Here is a 16,403-nt window from a genome sequence, read left to right as displayed (position 1 = left end):
AAAAAACAACACAAGCTATGAATTTGCGAACACGATTCCGGGCATTACATCCGGCTGGAATGCTTATGCTATGCCTCGGAATCATCCTTACCTCTTTCACATCGCTGTATGCGCAGGATGTAAACATCACCGGTAAAATTACCGGGACCGGCGGCACGCCATTACCCGGGGTCAGCATCCAGGTGGCTGGCACCAGCAAAGGCGCCAGCACCGGCGCGGATGGACAATTCAAACTGAGTGCCCCTACAGGTTCTACGTTAAAAATTTCTTTCATTGGCTATCTCACCAAAGAGATCAAGGTAACCAATGCCAACCCGCTGAGCATCACCCTCGAAGAAGACGTGCAAAAACTCAACGACGTAGTGGTGGTAGGGTATGGTACTCAGAAAAAAGCCACGCTGACCGGCGCCATTACTACCGTGTCGATGGCACAGCAGGAAGGCCGTCCACTGACCAACGCCAGTAACGCGTTGCAGGGCGTCCCCGGTGTGTTCACCAACCTCGGCAGCAGCCAGCCCGGCGTAGACCGCAGCACCATCCGCATCCGCGGCGTCGGTACGCTGAGCAACAACGATCCGCTGGTACTGGTAGACGGCATCGAGTATTCCATGGACGAACTGAACCCAAACGACATCGAGTCCATCACCGTACTGAAAGACGCTGCCGCAGCCATCTATGGCTCCCGTGCAGCCAGCGGCGTTATTCTCGTGACCACCAAAAAAGGGAAAGGCGCGTCTAAAATCAACTACAGCTATTATCGCGGTATGCAGAAAGCGACTTACCTGCCGGACATCATCGACGATCCGATTGCGTATATGAAGCTGAAGAACCAGGCCAACCGGAATGAAGGCACCACTAAAGTGGATTATTCCGATGCACAGATCGCAGAATACGAAAAGGGCATGCTGACCGATCCGATCACCTACCCTTCCAATAACTGGTATAAGATCGCCCTGAAAAACGGGACTATCCAGAAACATGACCTGAGCGTGGCAGGTAGCACCGATAAATACCAATATCGTCTGTCATTGGGTTACCTGGACAGGGAGGGTATCCTCTTCGGCCCCGGCAACCATGAAAAGAAATACTCCGTTGGCCTTAACGCCTCCATGCAGGTGACTCAAAAACTGAAAGCCGGTATGACCCTCGACGGATACTATCGTAACTATACACAGCCTTTCTACGCCTCTACCTGGGAGTACCTGGCCCGTGCCCTGCCGATCCTGACCGATACCCTGGCAGACGGCCGCTATGGCAACTCCTGGATGAGAACTTCCGGCCGCAACAACTGGGAAAACCCGCGCATGCTGGCTTACAACGGCCTGAAAACCAAAGTGGTGCAACGTTTTCTCGCGACCGTTTTCGCAGAGTACAAACTTCCTTTTGATATCAACTACAATATCAAATTTGGTGTAGACAAATATGATGGTCTGCTGACCCAGTTCACTCCCCGGATGCAGACATTTGATCCTAAAACCAACGCCCCTATCAACTGGAACAATCCAAATACAGCTCCGCGTTCGTACAAGACGGATTACAATGACATGAACATCCACTTCTATAATACACTGGACTGGAAAAAAACCTTTGCAGCCAAACATAACCTCAGCGTAATGCTGGGCGCCAGCTACGACAACTTTGACAAAGACTTTTTTGAGGCCAGCATGTACGGTTACCTGGACGGCACCCTGGACGCACTGAACGCCGGTGTATACTGGAACGCCACCTCCGGCACTCCCACCCGCGACGTACTGGAGTCTTACTTTGGCCGTGCTAATTATGATTATGACGGCAAATACCTGTTTGAAGCAGCTTTCCGTTATGACGGTTCTTCCCGCTTTGCTCCCGGAAAACGCTGGGGCTTTTATCCTTCCGCTTCTGCCGGATGGCGCATTGATAAAGAATCCTTCTTTGAGTCCAGCCTGATCGACGTACTGAAACTCCGCGCCTCCGCAGGCCAGCTGGGCACACAGGCGGTTGCATTGTACAGCTACACTCCTTCTGTAAGCATGGGTGAAGATTACAGCTTCGGCGGTACCAGCCCCGCACTTGGCTCCGGCGCTGCTATAACAGCCGCTGTCGATCCCGATATCAAATGGGAAGTTACCACCACTTATAACGCCGGTGTGGACATGAACCTGTTCAAAAGTCGTTTGGCCGTTACCGTTGACGTCTACAAAAAAATCACCGACGGTATCCTCCGGCAGGTAGCCATTCCTTCCCAGGTAGGTAACCTCGCCGGCCCTAAAAGGAACATAGGCCGGGTAGACAATACCGGTATAGAGCTGGTACTCCAATACAAAAACAACATCGGCAACTTCGACTATAATGTGTACGGCAATGCTTCCTACAATAAAAACGAAGTAGTAGACCTGAGAGGAGAAAGAATCATCAGCGGTAATACCATTACACAGGCAGGTCATCCGATAGACGCTTACTACGTATTATTGTCAGACGGTATTTTCCAGTCTGACGAAGAAGTGAGCAAAAGCGCTTACCAGAGCGGCAAGACCAAAGCCGGTTACATCAAGTACAAAGATATCAACGGCGACGGTATCATTAACGGCGACGACCGCGTGATACTGGATGCTTCCTCTTCCGTACCGAAATGGACATTTGGTTTCGGGTTTAATCTCGGTTACAAAGGCATCACCCTGAATGCAGCTTTCCAGGGTATCGCCGGCGTAAAAGCTTATCCACAGGGTAACCTGGCCCTGCCTTTCGTAAATGGCGCCAACGCCACCAAGGAATGGCTGACCGATGCCTGGACACCTACCAACACCAATGCGCGCCTTCCGATTGTCACCACCGGCACCGCCGGCGTGGACAACTTCCGCGGTTCCGACTACTGGCTGCGTAACAACTCCTATGTAAGAATGCGCAACCTGCAGCTGGGTTATTCCCTGCCCGACAGATGGTTGTCGAAAGTTAAAATCAGCAAAGTGAATGTGTTTTTGAATGGCGAAAACCTGCTGACGTTCTCCCGTTACAAAGACTTCGATCCGGAAGCTGTCCTGGACCAAAGCAACCTGTATCGTTATCCGATGCTGAAGACTTTTAACGGCGGCCTGAACGTCACTTTTTAATCTTATTCAATCATGATCCAAATGAACAAAATACATATCGCGATCGTAGCCATGGGGCTAATGGCATCCGCCTGCAACAAAAGCCTGCTGGACACAGAACCGCACGATAAATACACAGAGGAAACTTTCTGGAGAACGCCGGAAGCGGCCAATGCTGCATTGACCGGTTGTTATTCCATATTGCGTAATGACGGCATTTACGGTGGTAAGGGTTCCAACAACGCCACCGCCCTCTGGGAGGAAACCATGTCTCCCAATGCCTATTACAAAACCAACGGGATGGCGTACAACTCCATCGCTTCCGGTCAGCAGATGCCCAGCAGCGGCGGTATTATCAGCTCCCGCTATGCCGACTGCTACGGAGGTATTGGCCGTTGCAATACGTTCCTGAAAAAAGTGGACGAAGTGCCGGGCATGGATGAAAAACAGAAGAAAATCATGAAAGGACAGGCGCTCTTCTTACGCGGTCTTTACTATTTCATGATACAAAATTACTACGGCGGCGTGCCCCTGATCCTCGACCCGCCGGATATGAACACCCAGAGCAAACTGCCGCGCAACAAACGTGAGGAAGTAGTGGCCCAGGTGATCAAAGACCTGGACGATGCAGCAGCAGCGTTGCCGCTGACCTACGGTGCTTCCGACAGAGGCAGGGCTACCAAAGGTGCAGCCATGGCGCTGAAAGCGAGAGTGCTGCTGTATGAAGCCAGCCCGCTGCTGAACCCCGGCAACAATGCTGCGAAATGGGCCGCCGCTGCTGCCGCTGCCAAAGCAGTAATGGACCAGGGCGGCACCGGCTACGGATTGTTTTCCAACTACCGTAACCTGTTCCTCAAAACAAATGAAAATAACAAGGAAGTTATATTTGACGTGCAGTACATGTTCCCCAACCAGGGTAACTCTTTCGACCTGATCTGCGCGCAGTACAACTCCAACGCACCTTTGCTGGGCCTTGCGCAGGCCTACTATATGAAAAACGGATTGCCTGTCACCGATCCGGCTTCAGGCTATGATGCCACGAAGCCTTATCTGAACCGTGATCCCCGCTTACAAGGCACCATTACATTTCCTACCGATACCTTCCAGGGAAAATTTGTGGATTCCAGCCGCTTTGCCATCACCGGTTACGGTGTGAAAAAATTCAGTGTGTACGATACGCTGGCGCCTGCACAGGCAGAAAAAGACCTGAAAGGCGGTCAGTCTGAAATCAACTTCATCGTGCTGCGTTATGCAGACGTCCTGATGATGTACGCAGAAGCCCAGAATGAAGCCGCTGGCCCGGATGCGACTGTATACGCAGCGCTCAACCAGATCCGCGACCGTATAGGGATGCCGCATTTTGCGCCCGGCCTCTCCAAGGAAGACATGCGCAAAGAAATACGCCACGAAAGACGCGTGGAGTTCGCAGGCGAAGGTTTGTATTACAGCGATATCCGTCGCTGGAAGACTGCCGAGACAGAGCTGAACACAGAGATCTACGACTTCGCCGGCAATGTGCTGGAAAAACGGACATTCAATCCTAAACGCGACTACTGGTGGCCTATCCCGCAGACAGAGAAGGACCTCAATCCTAATCTGGAACAGAATCCGGGTTATTAGTATTCATCCAGCTATTTGTCCGTTCATACAAAAAAAAGCAGCATTATTGCTGAAACGGAATAAACTTAGCGGTTCTGGCCGGAGGGACCAGGACCGCTAAGTATTTACAGCTATATAGAAATCTAAAAAAATGACCAGACTAAAACTCTCCGCCCTGCTGATGGTGGGCGCCTTCGCCTTAGGGCAGGCACCGTCGGCAATGGCTCAAGCTCCGGAAAGACCCAAACTAGTAGTGGGCATTGTGGTTGACCAGATGCGCTGGGATTACCTGTACCGTTATGCCGACCGTTACGAATCCGGCGGCCTCCGAAGAATGCTGAATGAAGGTTTCTCCTGTGAGAACACGACCATCAGTCATCTACCGTCCTTTACCGCTGTAGGACACAGCACCGTATATACCGGGTCGGTGCCCGCCATCCACGGCATCACCGGCAATGACTGGACCGATCAGCTGACAGGCAGAAAATGGTATTGCACCGAAGATACCGTGGCCCAGGCAGTCGGCAGCACTTCCAAAGCCGGACGGATGTCGCCGCGCAACCTGCTGGCATCCACGATCACGGATGAGCTGCGTTTCGCCACCAACTTCCGCTCTAAAGTAGTAGGCGTGTCCCTGAAAGACCGCGCCTCCATCCTGCCCGCCGGCCATACGCCCAACGGCGCCTTCTGGCTCGATGACGCCAATGGCAGCTTTATCACCAGCACCTACTACATGAAAGACCTTCCGGAATGGGTAAAACGTTTCAACGCCAGGAAACTGCCGGAGCAGCTGATGTCCAAACCATGGGAACCGCTGTATCCGATCAGCAGCTACGCGCAAAGCACCGCTGACAACGTATCCTGGGAAGGCACCTTCGGCGGCGAAAAAACGCCTGTGTTCCCGCATAACATGAAAGAGATCTACAAAAAAGATCCGGGCAGCCTGCGCTCCACGCCTTCCGGCAATACCCTCACCCTGGAATTTGCCACAGCAGCCGTAGAAGGCTACAACCTGGGCAACGGGGAAGCAACCGACTTCCTCACTATCAACTGCGCCTCTACGGACTATGTAGGTCACAAATATGGTCCTAACTCCATCGAAGTGGAAGATACTTATCTCCGCCTCGATAAGGACCTCGCAGGCTTCTTCAGCTACCTCGATAAAAAAGTAGGCAAAGGCAACTACCTCGTATTCCTTACCGCAGACCATGGCGCCGCCCACTCTGTAGGCTTTATGAACGAATACAACGTACCTGCCGGCTTCGTAAAAGACAAGCCCATGATGGCCAGCCTCGACAGCCTGCTGGCTGCACGGTTCGGCGTAAAAGGCCTCGTACGCTCCGGCATGAACTACCATGTGAACTACGACGTGGCCAAAATAGAAGCCAATAAACTGGACTATGACGCCATCAAAAAAGAAACCGTTAAGTTCCTTCAACGCCAGCCCGGCATCCAGTTCGCCGCCGATATCGATAATCTCGGTAACAGCCCGATACCGCAACCCATCAAAAGCATGATCGCCAACGGCTACAATCCTAAACGTACCGGCTCCGTGATGATCATCCCCGAACCAGGATGGTACCAGGGCTTCGAAAAAGGTACTACCCACGGCAACTGGAACCTGTACGACATCCACATCCCGCTCGTATTCATGGGATGGCATGTGCAACACGGCGCCACCAATGAAATCACCCACATGACAGACATCGCCGCTACCCTCGCTGCCATGCTGCATGTGCAAATGCCGAATGGCTGCGTAGGCCGCCCGATCGAAAGCGTTATAAAAGGAAAATAATCCGCTGAAGATATTTGTATCCCGTGTTGTTGTCGGTGGAAAAACGTATCATCGTTTTCCACCGGCCCAACACGGGATATTTGTTTTTACACATGGGTATCATTCATCGATTAGCAACCTCCCCCGGACAAAGGGATGAAGTCCCCAACCTTGATTAATTTTGTTCCGGCACCACCTTTTCTCCCAGCCGCAGGTTTTTGCGGATCACCCGGTAAATATCCATTTCCTTGAAAGGCTTCATCAGCCAGTCATTAAAGCCTGCCCGCCTGAAATCGCGTACGTCCTGCTCCGTGATATCTGCTGTGAGCGCCAGCACCACTACGCCTGCTTTCTGCGGGTCCGCATCTTTCCTGATACGTTCCACCACCTCCAGCCCGCTGAATTTAGGCATATGCAGGTCCAGCAGCACCAGGTCGTAACGATGCTGCTCCAGCAGCCGCAGCGCCGTTTCTCCGTCACGCGCCATATCAAAACGGCATTTCCAGCGGGTAAGCATCATCTTCATCAGTAAGAGGTTCATCTCCTGGTCTTCTGCCACCAGGATATAACGGCCTTCCATAAACGCGCCCACCGGTTGTTCTGTTTCCGCCACGGTTATCGTTGTATGCGCTTCTCCGCTGGCCAGTTCATAGGGTATCTGACAGATGAATTCAGTACCCTGTCCGGGCTCGCTTGTAAAGGAGATATTGCCACCATGCATCTCTACCAGTTTTTTGGTGATGGCCAGCCCCAGACCAGTGCCTTTGACGGTCACCCGGGCGGGGACCGCCTGGTAAAAACGTTCAAACAGGTTGGCCTGTGCTTCCTTGCTGATGCCTTCTCCCGTATCTTTTACCCGGAAGGTAAACAACCCCTGCTTATCCGATTGTATTTCCAGTATGCCCGTTACCGTTACACTGCCGCTGGGCGTGTATTTGACGGCGTTACTGATCAGGTTGAGCAGGATCTGTTTAAGGCGGAAAGCATCTCCGTTCACTTCACGATGTTCCCCGTCAAAATCGGCCTTAAACTCCAGGTTCTTCTGAACAGCCAGGATACGGGTAGTATTGATTACATCTTCAAAAGTATCGTACAGGGAGAAGGGTTCGTGCAGGATAGAAATATATTCTTTTTCCAGTTTGGAGAAGTCCAGTACGTCGTTGACCACCTGCATCAGCATATCCGCCGATGTTTCAACAGAACGCAGCAGGTCCCGCTGACCGGAAGAGAGATTGGAATATGCCAGTTGTTCACTGAAGCCTACCACCGCATTGAGCGGTGTCCGTATCTCGTGGCTCATATTGGCCAGGAATTCCGTGCGTACCCTGGCCTGTTCCCGTGCAGCCGTTTCACTGGCCTTCAGCTGCACTTCCTTTTTGTGTAGCAGCCAATACGTACCTAACGCCATGACGATGGCCAGCACCAGTGAAATGAATCCCCATACCGCAATGTTGCGCATGGTACTGGTATCTGCATATACGGTAGTTTTGGCCTGTTGTTTCTGCTGCGCCAATGCGATGGCAGCATTCTCCCTCAGTGCCACGATCAGCGTATCCAGTTCCCCCAGCATGGAAATGTTGGTGCCGGCCAGCGACTGTTCGTCCGCATCTATCTTCATGCGGTTGGATAACTGCGTACGCAGTACCTTTTTATAGTATCCGTTGACGTCCGTAATGATATCCTTCATCCGCTGGGCGTCGTAGGTTTCCTTGTCGATCACTTTCCCGCTTTTGGTTTTCACCAGCACGGCCATCTGGGCTTTTACGGTGTCGCCTTTGTTTTTGTTGGAAAAAGCGTTACCCAGGCGCTTAAAAAAGCCTTTCTTTTTCTCCGGCGCTGCCTGCACGTTGCTAACGGTATCCATGGTCACCTCGTCTTTCTTGATCTGGGTGACTTTGTAGGTGGGAATACTACTCAGTAGTTTATCGATGCGATCATCGGTAAGGGAGGTAGACAACATGGAGTCGGTCGCTTTTTTCATCTGGGCGATCCGTTCGGAGACCTCCGTCTTTTTGTTGACCAGCCCTTCGAACTGTTGATTATCAGGGCTTTTAGCGAGCATGCCAGCCACAACGTCCACCGAAGACAACACTTCCCCTAACTGCACAGAGAACTGCTGTAAGTAGTTGCGTTTATAGGTAATGGTAAACATGCGGAAATTATTCTCCGCGCGACTGAGCGTCAGCAGCGCGTTGTCCATGATGCGTATACCGGGATGGTCGCGGGACAGGGTATCTGCGGAAGCCAGCAGTTTTCCTGCACTGCGCTGGTGGACATCATATCCAAAAATGAACAGCACGCCAATAGAAAAGGCAGCCAGGGCTAAAACAAAGAAGAAAACGGTAAGTGATCGACGCATGTTAACGTATAGTTGGTTGTGTGAATAAACAAACAGGGGTACGGTAAAAAGAGGTCTTTACGTACAAATGGTTACTGATACGATTAAAACGATACGATTAAAAATATGGTTATTTAAAAACGATGAAGGACATAGTCAGCGCTTTCAGCTGCTTTGGGATGGGAAGTTAAAGAAAAAAAGGGAATTAACAGCCGGGGCCGCCAGATTTAACAGCCGAAGGCTCCCGGGTTCGTTTTATGAGGATCAAAAATACCAGACTTCATCGGGATGGGTGGAGAGAAACACGGTATCGCCTTTTTTCACCTGTGATTTGGCTGTTCTCACCACCACAGTATCTTTTGCGAGGCTGACCGCCGTCTCGTAAAAACTGCCGTAGAAATGGACGTGTTTCACTTTTCCTTTCACGGGCGTTTCGTTTTCAGACAACAGCAGGCTCTCCGGGCGCAGGAAAAGGTTTTTACTGCTGGCCTCTACTCCCGGCAGACCGGCCAGTTTCTTCGCTTTGGCAGGGCTGAAAAGATTATAGGCGCCCATTAAACCCGCCACATATTCGTTGACCGGCTGACCGTACACCTGCTGCGGCGTGCCTTTCTGGACAACTTCGCCGTCTTTCATGATCAGCACCTCATCGGCCCAGGAAAGGATGTCCAACGGGTCGTGGGAAATCAGCATACAAGTGATATCAAGGTTCTCCGAAATATCATGGATGACTTCCTTCAGTTTATTTTTATGGATAAGGTCCAGGTTGGAATAAGGCTCGTCCAGCAGCAGCAGGCGGGGTGCGGTGACCAGTAGCCGCGCCAGCGCGATCCGTTGTTTTTCCCCACCGGACAACTGGTCCGTTTTTCTTTTCAGCAGATGGGAGATCTGGCACAATTCATACAGCTCGGTGGCCGATTCTTCGGTGAGTTTATTGTTGTAGGAAAGGATCTCCTCCACACGATAATTGTTGCGCAGTTCAAAGTGCTGTGACAGGTAGGCGATGCCGGGCTGTCCCGGGATCAGCACTTCCAGCGGCCCTTCTACCCTTACCTCCTCAAAAGACACCTTACCGGCGTCGGGTTGCGCAAAACCGCCGACGATTTTCAGCAGCGTGCTTTTACCCGAACCGGTTTCCCCGGCAATGGCCACTTTTTGAAATTTTTCCACCGTGAAGCTGATGTCCTTCACAACTGGTACGCCCAGTTGGTTTTTGCTGATATTGGAGACCGTTAAAAAACTCATAATTCCTGTTTATAGTGTTAGCCGGAGGCGGGCAAAGATAGCAGAAAATGGCCAAAAGGCAACCCCGGCAGGGCTATATTCCCAACCTGTCCCCCGCTGGCAGTGAATTACACCCACGTAAAGAAAATAGTTAATACATCATCTGCAGGGGGTGTATTTACGCCAAACGGAGGGGTTGATCCCGACAAATACCCCGTTTACCTTTACTTTATGAAGCACATATCTATCCTGGTTCCCAGAGGAGCCGTACTAGGCAGTATTGAAGGACCTCGTCAGGTGTTTACGGAAGTAAACAAGATGTTGAAAAACAATGGCGACGCCCCAATGTTTAAGGTGCAGCTGGTAGGGCTGACCCAAGAAGTGCCCGCTTGCGGGGGGATGTATACCGTCTACGCGGACGCTACCATTAAGGAGGTCCCCAAAACCGACCTTATCATCATTCCGGCGGTAGACGGCGATATGCCTAAAATCGTTGAACAGAACCGGGAGTTTCTCCCCTGGATCGTGCAACAGTACAAAGCCGGCGCGGAAGTGGGCAGTCTCTGTGTAGGCGCTTTCCTGCTGGCCGCCACCGGTCTTGTGAACGGGCGCAAATGCGCCACCCACTGGATGGCAGCCAACGAGTTCCGGAAAATGTATCCGCAGGTGGACCTGGTAGAAGATAAAATACTCACCGACGAACATGGGATCTATTCCAGCGGCGGCGCTTTTTCCTACCTCAATCTCATTCTTTACCTGATTGAAAAATATTGCGACCGTCAAATCGCTGTCTTCTGCTCCAAAGCATTCCAGATAGATATACAGCGGGACAGCCAGTCGCCCTTTATGGTGTTCCGCGGCCAGAAAGACCACGAAGACGAACCAATCCGCAGGGCACAGGAATTCATCGAAAAGAATTTCACCGAAAAAATCACCGTCGACCAATTGGCCGGCATGTTCACCCTCGGCCGCAGGAACCTGGAGCGGCGGTTCAAGAAAGCTACTTCCAATACGGTGGTCGAGTATATCCAACGGGTAAAAATAGAGGCTGCCAAAAAGAGCCTCGAGTCTTCCCGCGAGAATGTGAATGAGGTAATGTACAATGTAGGCTATACCGACCCCAAAGCATTCCGGATCACGTTCAAGAAAATCACCGGCATGTCGCCGGTGCAATACAGGAACCGGTACAATAAAGAAATAGAAGTCGAGTCATAACATGACCGACCTTCATAAAAACAGCAACGCCTTCCTGTATAAGGGAGGCGTTGCTGTTTTATAACATCGGAAGAACAGCGTCGTTGTCACAGGCTGTGAACTGCGATAACGACGTTCTTCTTCCTGCCTGCTTAATTCTGCGAGTCAGGCTCCATGAACATGTACTCCCAGTGGTGCCCGTCGAGGTCCAGGAAGCTATGGCCATACATAATACCGTGGTCCTGCGGTGGCTTGGGCGTGGTAGCGCCGGCAGCTACCGCTTTGGCCACAATACTGTCTACCTCTTCCCTGCTGCTGGCAGAAAGGCAATTGATACATTCGGTATGTTTGCTGGTATCTGCGATACCGTTGTTGGTAAAGGTTTTGAAGAAAGGTTCAGTGAGCAGCATCACATAGATGGTATCGGAGATCACCATGCATCCCGCTTTATCGTCGGTGAACCGGGCATTAAAAGTATATCCCAGTTGCGTAAAAAACTGAATGCTTTTCTGAAGGTCCTTCACCGGCAGGTTGACAAAAATAGCTGTAGCCATAGTTTGATTTTTTTGTTTGATGTTGATGCAAACTTATACCGAATTTCCTATTCATACAGCGTGTAAAAACGACAATATAGGTGGTAAAATACGACCGTGTGACACATTTCGGTACAGATCGTATATTTATGAAAAATAAACAGTACAGATTTGGGCATCAAAACATACCGCCACGAAATATTTACCCGTGACATTGAAAAAAATATCCGGGAGGGCCTCTGGCAGCCAGGCTACAAACTGCCTTCCGTGCGGGCCCTGAAAGAAAAATACGGCGCCAGCATAAGCACTATTCAGCGTGGTTATGAAGACCTGCTGATGCGCGGACTGGTAGAGAGCCTGCCGCGCTCAGGCTATTTCGTGAGCCGGCAGCCGGCGGTGGCGAAAGCGGAAAAAATAAGCCGGCAGCCGGTGGTGAGAGATGCCGTTTTTCAGCAGGGACTGACACATACCACCGCCCAGCCCGGCAACCGCCATACGTTATCTGCTTTTAATGTGGCAGCGCCCGGCGATCTGATGATACCCCAGAAACTACTGCTGCGTACCCTGCAACAGGTGGTGCGTGCAGAGGGGGCCGGTTTGTTGCGCTACTACCCGGCCAGTGGTTCACCAGTGTTGAAACAACAAATCATACAACGGGCCGCGGGTTATGGCGCCCGGTTCCGGGAAGAGGAGTTGTTGATTACCGATGGTGCGTTACAGTCGTTATACATTGCGTTATCGACGGTATGTGTGCCGGGTGATATAGTGGCGGTGGAAAGCCCGTGCGTGTTCTCCGTGCTGGAAGTGCTGGCCGTGCTGCGGCTACGGGTGGTGGAGATTCCCGTCACCCGCGACGGGTTTGATGTGGACGTACTTCGCAAAGTAGCGGTCCGTACAAAAGTACGCGCCATTGTGTTAACACCGCATTTCCACAATCCCACAGGCAGCAGTATGCCGCTCCCGCAACAGCAGGCTTTAGTGGCGCTGGCACAGCAATACGATATCCCTGTTATTGAAAATGACATCTACGGTGACCTGCATTTCAGCGGCGCACGCCCTTCTCCGCTGAAATCGCTGGACGACAGCGGCCTGGTGATGACCTACTCCTCTTATGCCAAGACGCTGGCGCCGGGTATCCGGCTGGGATGGTTGTCGGCCGGCCGTTATCTCTCCCGGGCGGAACAGATCCGGTTTGCCCTCGGCAGTTCGGTGTCTCCTGTTTTCCAGGAGACGGTGACACAGCTGCTACGCACCAACAGCTACGACCGCCACCTGCGTTCATTCCGTACCCAACTGGCTAAAAACGCCTGGCTTACCCTTCATCTTGTCAGCAGCTCCTTTCCGGAAGGTACTTCCATGATACGGCCGGCCGGCGGTTACAATTGCTGGATACAACTGCCTCTCCGTACAGACATGGGCGCGTTTTACCAGGCCTGTGAGCGGATCGGGGTGCGGTTCACCCCCGGCAATGTTTTTTCCTTCTCCGGTTCGTTCAGTCATTGTTTCCGCCTCGTTTTTGCCGATACCTATACCACTGCCAGAAAACGGGCCCTCAAAAAAGCCGGGGCTGCATTGCTGTAACCACCGACAACTGTACCGTTTCTTTTTTCAGGATGTGTACTGCAGCATTCATCAGCAGCGGGGCTACCTTTACAGCTTAACAATGACAAAAGCAATGGAAACCACACAGACTATCACCACCCGCTTTGTGGTGGTGAACGAAGCCAATATACAGGCCCTGTTCTCGCTGATCACCACGCTGGGCAAAGAGCAATACGGGCACTTGTTGACCGGCAAACAGCTGGATGCTTATCTTGTAACCTTTACGCCACAACAACTGGCATCCGACATCAACAATTTCTCCAACCAGTGGCTAATGGTGTATGCCGGTAGTGAGCCGGCAGGTTATGCGCTGATTACTTCTGCCGGTAGCCGGCCCGACGATCTCACCGATAAAAAAGTAAAACGGCTGGCAGGCTTCGGTGTATTGCAACAGTATGCCGACAGCGGTTGTAAAGAAGCGCTGATAAAAAAGTGTCTGCAAATCAGTCAATCCTACGACGCTTTGTGGATGCACGAATACACCGGTAATCCGCTGCTCCCCTTCTTTGAAGAAAACAAATTCCTACCGACCGGCCAGCAGGCCGCACTGGATAATCTTCCGCTACAGGGCATATACCTGATCAGGCGAAAATGATTATATTACCGGGAGGTTGGTCCAACCAATAGTACTTTCCAACGGGCAGACCGACTTCCCTGTATCATCAATTTTCGTACTAACAGCTATGCTTATACGTAAATCCTTCAGGCCATTACTACTGGCCTTTGCCCTCTACAGCCAGGCAGCCACCGCGCAGGCGCCCAATATTCCCAACGCCGCAGAAATCCGCTCCATCGATCCGTCGGATGACCGCTATGCCGACCTGGAGCCGTTGCGTACCGCCATCGGCCGCTCCCGCATTGTGATGCTCGGCGAACAGACACACGGAGAAGCAACCACGTTTCTCGCCAAAACACGGCTCATCAAATTCCTTCATGAAAAGATGGGGTTTGAAGTACTGGCTTTCGAAAGCGGCCTGTATGACTGCGCCCGAATCTGGGACAATACCATCAAAGGGGGTGACTATTCCAAAGAAATCATCGGCAGCCTGTTTTTTATGTGGGCTACAGGTAAACAGATGCAGCCGTTGCATGACTATGTAAAGGCCAATGTAAAAAGCGCCACCCCGTTGGTTGTTACCGGTTTTGAGAGCCAGCATTCAGGAGAGTTTGCCAAAAAACAATTGTTCACCGACTTCGGGCAGTTCCTCCGGCAAAAACATCTTTCCCTGCCCGACAGCAGCTGGGAGCTGTTCCATCGCGTATCAGTAGCTACCTTTGCGTCTAACGCTTACCGGCCTACCGCCGCCGAGCAGGCCACTTTCTTCAGGGTGCTGCATCAGCTGAAAAGCGTGTTGGCCAAACAGCCTGACAAGCCGGCCCACTTTACCGCCTCTCCCGGTTTCTGGCTGAAGGTCACGGAAAGTATAGCATCACAGGCACTGCGTTATTGGGGGCTGGTCAATGGCAATGAGCTGAGTGTGAGAGACAGGCAAATGGCAGACAACCTGATCTGGCTGGCGGAGAAGGTGTTTCCTGGTAAAAAAATTATTGTGTGGGCGCATAACATTCACATAGCTAAAAATACCAGTCAGCTGAACGACGCTAATGACAAGCCCGTGCCTTTCCTGCAGACATACGTGCCCATGGGCGTTACGGTAAGTAAACGTTTTGGCAAAGCGGCTTACGCAGTTGGGTTTTCCGGTTCTGCAGGCACTTATACCGACTTCACGAACAACCAGACGGCCAATGTGCCGCAGGCAGTGCCTGGCAGCGTGGAAGGGCAGCTCGATGCCGCCGGCTATGCCCAGGCATTTACCGACTACCGCACCGCCAAAGGCTGGCTGCTGCAAAAGCAACAAGGCACCCTGTTTGACTTCATTCCACAGAGGGGTATCTGGCCGACTGTTTTTGATGGCCTGTTTTATATACATACCTCCACGCCGGTGGACCGGTAATCATTCGATGAATTTAGAAATTTTTTGATTTAGGGATTTTTTGATTTAGGGATTTTTTGATTTTGAGGAAGTTTAGGTCGCTTTAAAATCAAAAAATCCCTAAATCAAAAAATCCCTAAATTATTGTTATCTTAGTATAATTCCGCGTCGCAGCAACCAATAATCAATTTAACCATATGACCACGTCCATACAGTTCGAGAACGTATCCGCCATTCTTGCAGAAAATCCAGGGGTATTCAGTAAACCCGCCGCAGAAGAGCTGTCCCGTCTGACTTACGGAGACACGGTTTGTCTGTTTTTTGTTTATGGTTTTAGCAGCACGTCGGGCCGCAAAGCCGAGCGGCTGATGGCCAGAGTCACGGCCGTGGAAGCCCACCAGTTCAAAGGTGTTTTGCTCTCTCCCACCCGGCATATACAAGACATACAGCCGGGAGATGAAATCACTTTCTCCGGAGAGCATATCGCCGCAGTACTCGCAGCGAGCCACTGTTAAACGTTTCCCCTTTTATTTTTTTGTCTTGTGAGCAACAGCCTGTCTGCTGCTGTATACTTTTTTTTATACTTCGCCGCAAACACCCCCTTAGAATGTCGGATTTACACAACATTCGTTATTACAATTGACACTACTTTTGTATCAGTCCATCAGCGCAAGGTTTTCCGGAAGCGTTGCGATGACACAGACAAAAACTATCTGTTAAAAACCTAAACTTAAAAAATTTACACACATGGCAACAATAACTGCTCCAACCAAATCTGTCCGCATCACCGGTAAAGTCATCAGCATCCTGGTGATCCTTTTCGCACTGTTCGATGCCGTTATGAAAGTGATAAAGAACAAGTATTCCATGGAAGGCTCCGTGGCATTGGGCTGGCCTGCTTCACAAGTACAATTCATCGGCTTTGTGTTGCTGATCGCCACCATACTTTACGCTATTCCCCGTACCGCCGTGCTGGGCGCAATATTGATCACCGCTTACCTGGGCGGCGCCGTGGCTATCATGCTACGCGTGGGAGAACCTTTCTGGTTCCCTGTGCTCTTCGGTATTCTTACCTGGGCAGGACTGTATCTTCAGGACAACAGTGTCCGTTACCTGATACCACTGCGTAAAGACTAATTA

General features: G+C 51.4%; 12 protein-coding genes. 9 read left to right on the top strand and 3 right to left on the bottom strand.

Annotation, left to right across the window (positions count from 1 at the left end; all coding sequences use genetic code 11):
• The first annotated feature begins 59 nt into the window (after nucleotides 1–59).
• The 3 genes from B5D63_RS30065 to pafA all read left to right on the top strand — a co-directional run bounded on the left by B5D63_RS30065 (nucleotide 60) and on the right by pafA (nucleotide 6,459).
• Complete coding sequence (locus B5D63_RS30065; protein ID WP_200817126.1) at nucleotides 60–3,086, top strand: SusC/RagA family TonB-linked outer membrane protein; 3,027 nt, start codon at nucleotides 60–62, stop codon at nucleotides 3,084–3,086.
• Nucleotides 3,087–3,107: 21 nt separating this feature from the next.
• Complete coding sequence (locus B5D63_RS30060) at nucleotides 3,108–4,685, top strand: RagB/SusD family nutrient uptake outer membrane protein (RefSeq protein WP_200817125.1); 1,578 nt, start codon at nucleotides 3,108–3,110, stop codon at nucleotides 4,683–4,685.
• 130 nt (nucleotides 4,686–4,815) lie between these two features.
• Nucleotides 4,816–6,459: an alkaline phosphatase PafA gene (gene pafA, locus B5D63_RS30055; RefSeq protein ID WP_078672582.1), complete on the top strand. Its 1,644-nt coding sequence runs from the start codon at nucleotides 4,816–4,818 to the stop codon at nucleotides 6,457–6,459.
• 154 nt (nucleotides 6,460–6,613) lie between these two features.
• Here the strand turns inward: pafA and B5D63_RS30050 are convergent, their stop codons facing one another.
• Together B5D63_RS30050 and B5D63_RS30045 are read right to left on the bottom strand one after the other, a co-directional pair.
• Nucleotides 6,614–8,797, bottom strand: a complete 2,184-nt coding sequence (locus tag B5D63_RS30050; RefSeq protein WP_078672581.1) for an ATP-binding protein — start codon at nucleotides 8,795–8,797, stop codon at nucleotides 6,614–6,616.
• 243 nt (nucleotides 8,798–9,040) lie between these two features.
• Nucleotides 9,041–10,021, bottom strand: coding sequence for an ABC transporter ATP-binding protein (locus B5D63_RS30045; protein ID WP_078672580.1), 981 nt, complete (start codon nucleotides 10,019–10,021; stop codon nucleotides 9,041–9,043).
• A 210-nt stretch (nucleotides 10,022–10,231) separates the two neighbouring features.
• Between B5D63_RS30045 and B5D63_RS30040 the strand changes: the two genes are divergently transcribed.
• Nucleotides 10,232–11,215, top strand: a complete 984-nt coding sequence (locus tag B5D63_RS30040) for a GlxA family transcriptional regulator (protein ID WP_078672579.1) — start codon at nucleotides 10,232–10,234, stop codon at nucleotides 11,213–11,215.
• Nucleotides 11,216–11,346: 131 nt separating this feature from the next.
• Here B5D63_RS30040 and B5D63_RS30035 read toward each other — a convergent pair whose 3' ends face one another.
• The gene (locus tag B5D63_RS30035; RefSeq protein ID WP_078672578.1) at nucleotides 11,347–11,748 is read right to left on the bottom strand and encodes a VOC family protein; all 402 of its coding nucleotides are present in this window, start codon (nucleotides 11,746–11,748) and stop codon (nucleotides 11,347–11,349) included.
• A gap of 150 nt (nucleotides 11,749–11,898) precedes the next feature.
• On the opposite strand from B5D63_RS30035, the gene B5D63_RS30030 reads away from it, so the two are divergent.
• The 5 genes from B5D63_RS30030 (at nucleotide 11,899) to B5D63_RS30010 (ending at nucleotide 16,400) form a co-directional block, all read left to right on the top strand.
• Nucleotides 11,899–13,308 carry an aminotransferase-like domain-containing protein gene (locus B5D63_RS30030; protein WP_143313199.1) on the top strand — a complete coding sequence of 470 codons (1,410 nt, stop codon included), beginning with the start codon at nucleotides 11,899–11,901 and terminating at the stop codon, nucleotides 13,306–13,308.
• Nucleotides 13,309–13,390: 82 nt separating this feature from the next.
• On the top strand, nucleotides 13,391–13,924 hold the full coding sequence (locus B5D63_RS30025; RefSeq protein WP_143313197.1) for an N-acetyltransferase: 534 nt from the start codon (nucleotides 13,391–13,393) through the stop codon (nucleotides 13,922–13,924).
• Between the two features lie 88 nt (nucleotides 13,925–14,012).
• Nucleotides 14,013–15,284 (top strand): erythromycin esterase family protein, encoded by a 1,272-nt coding sequence (locus tag B5D63_RS30020; protein WP_078672576.1) that lies wholly within the window; start codon nucleotides 14,013–14,015, stop codon nucleotides 15,282–15,284.
• A 176-nt stretch (nucleotides 15,285–15,460) separates the two neighbouring features.
• Complete coding sequence (locus B5D63_RS30015) at nucleotides 15,461–15,778, top strand: hypothetical protein (RefSeq protein WP_078672575.1); 318 nt, start codon at nucleotides 15,461–15,463, stop codon at nucleotides 15,776–15,778.
• 232 nt (nucleotides 15,779–16,010) lie between these two features.
• Nucleotides 16,011–16,400, top strand: coding sequence for a DoxX family protein (locus B5D63_RS30010; protein ID WP_078672574.1), 390 nt, complete (start codon nucleotides 16,011–16,013; stop codon nucleotides 16,398–16,400).
• The last annotated feature ends 3 nt before the right edge of the window (nucleotides 16,401–16,403 follow it).

Source organism: Chitinophaga eiseniae (assembly GCF_900167135.1).
GTDB classification, from domain to species: Bacteria; Bacteroidota; Bacteroidia; order Chitinophagales; family Chitinophagaceae; genus Chitinophaga; species Chitinophaga eiseniae.
Note: the sequence above shows the minus strand (reverse complement) of the source record. Positions and strands in the feature narration are given on the sequence as shown.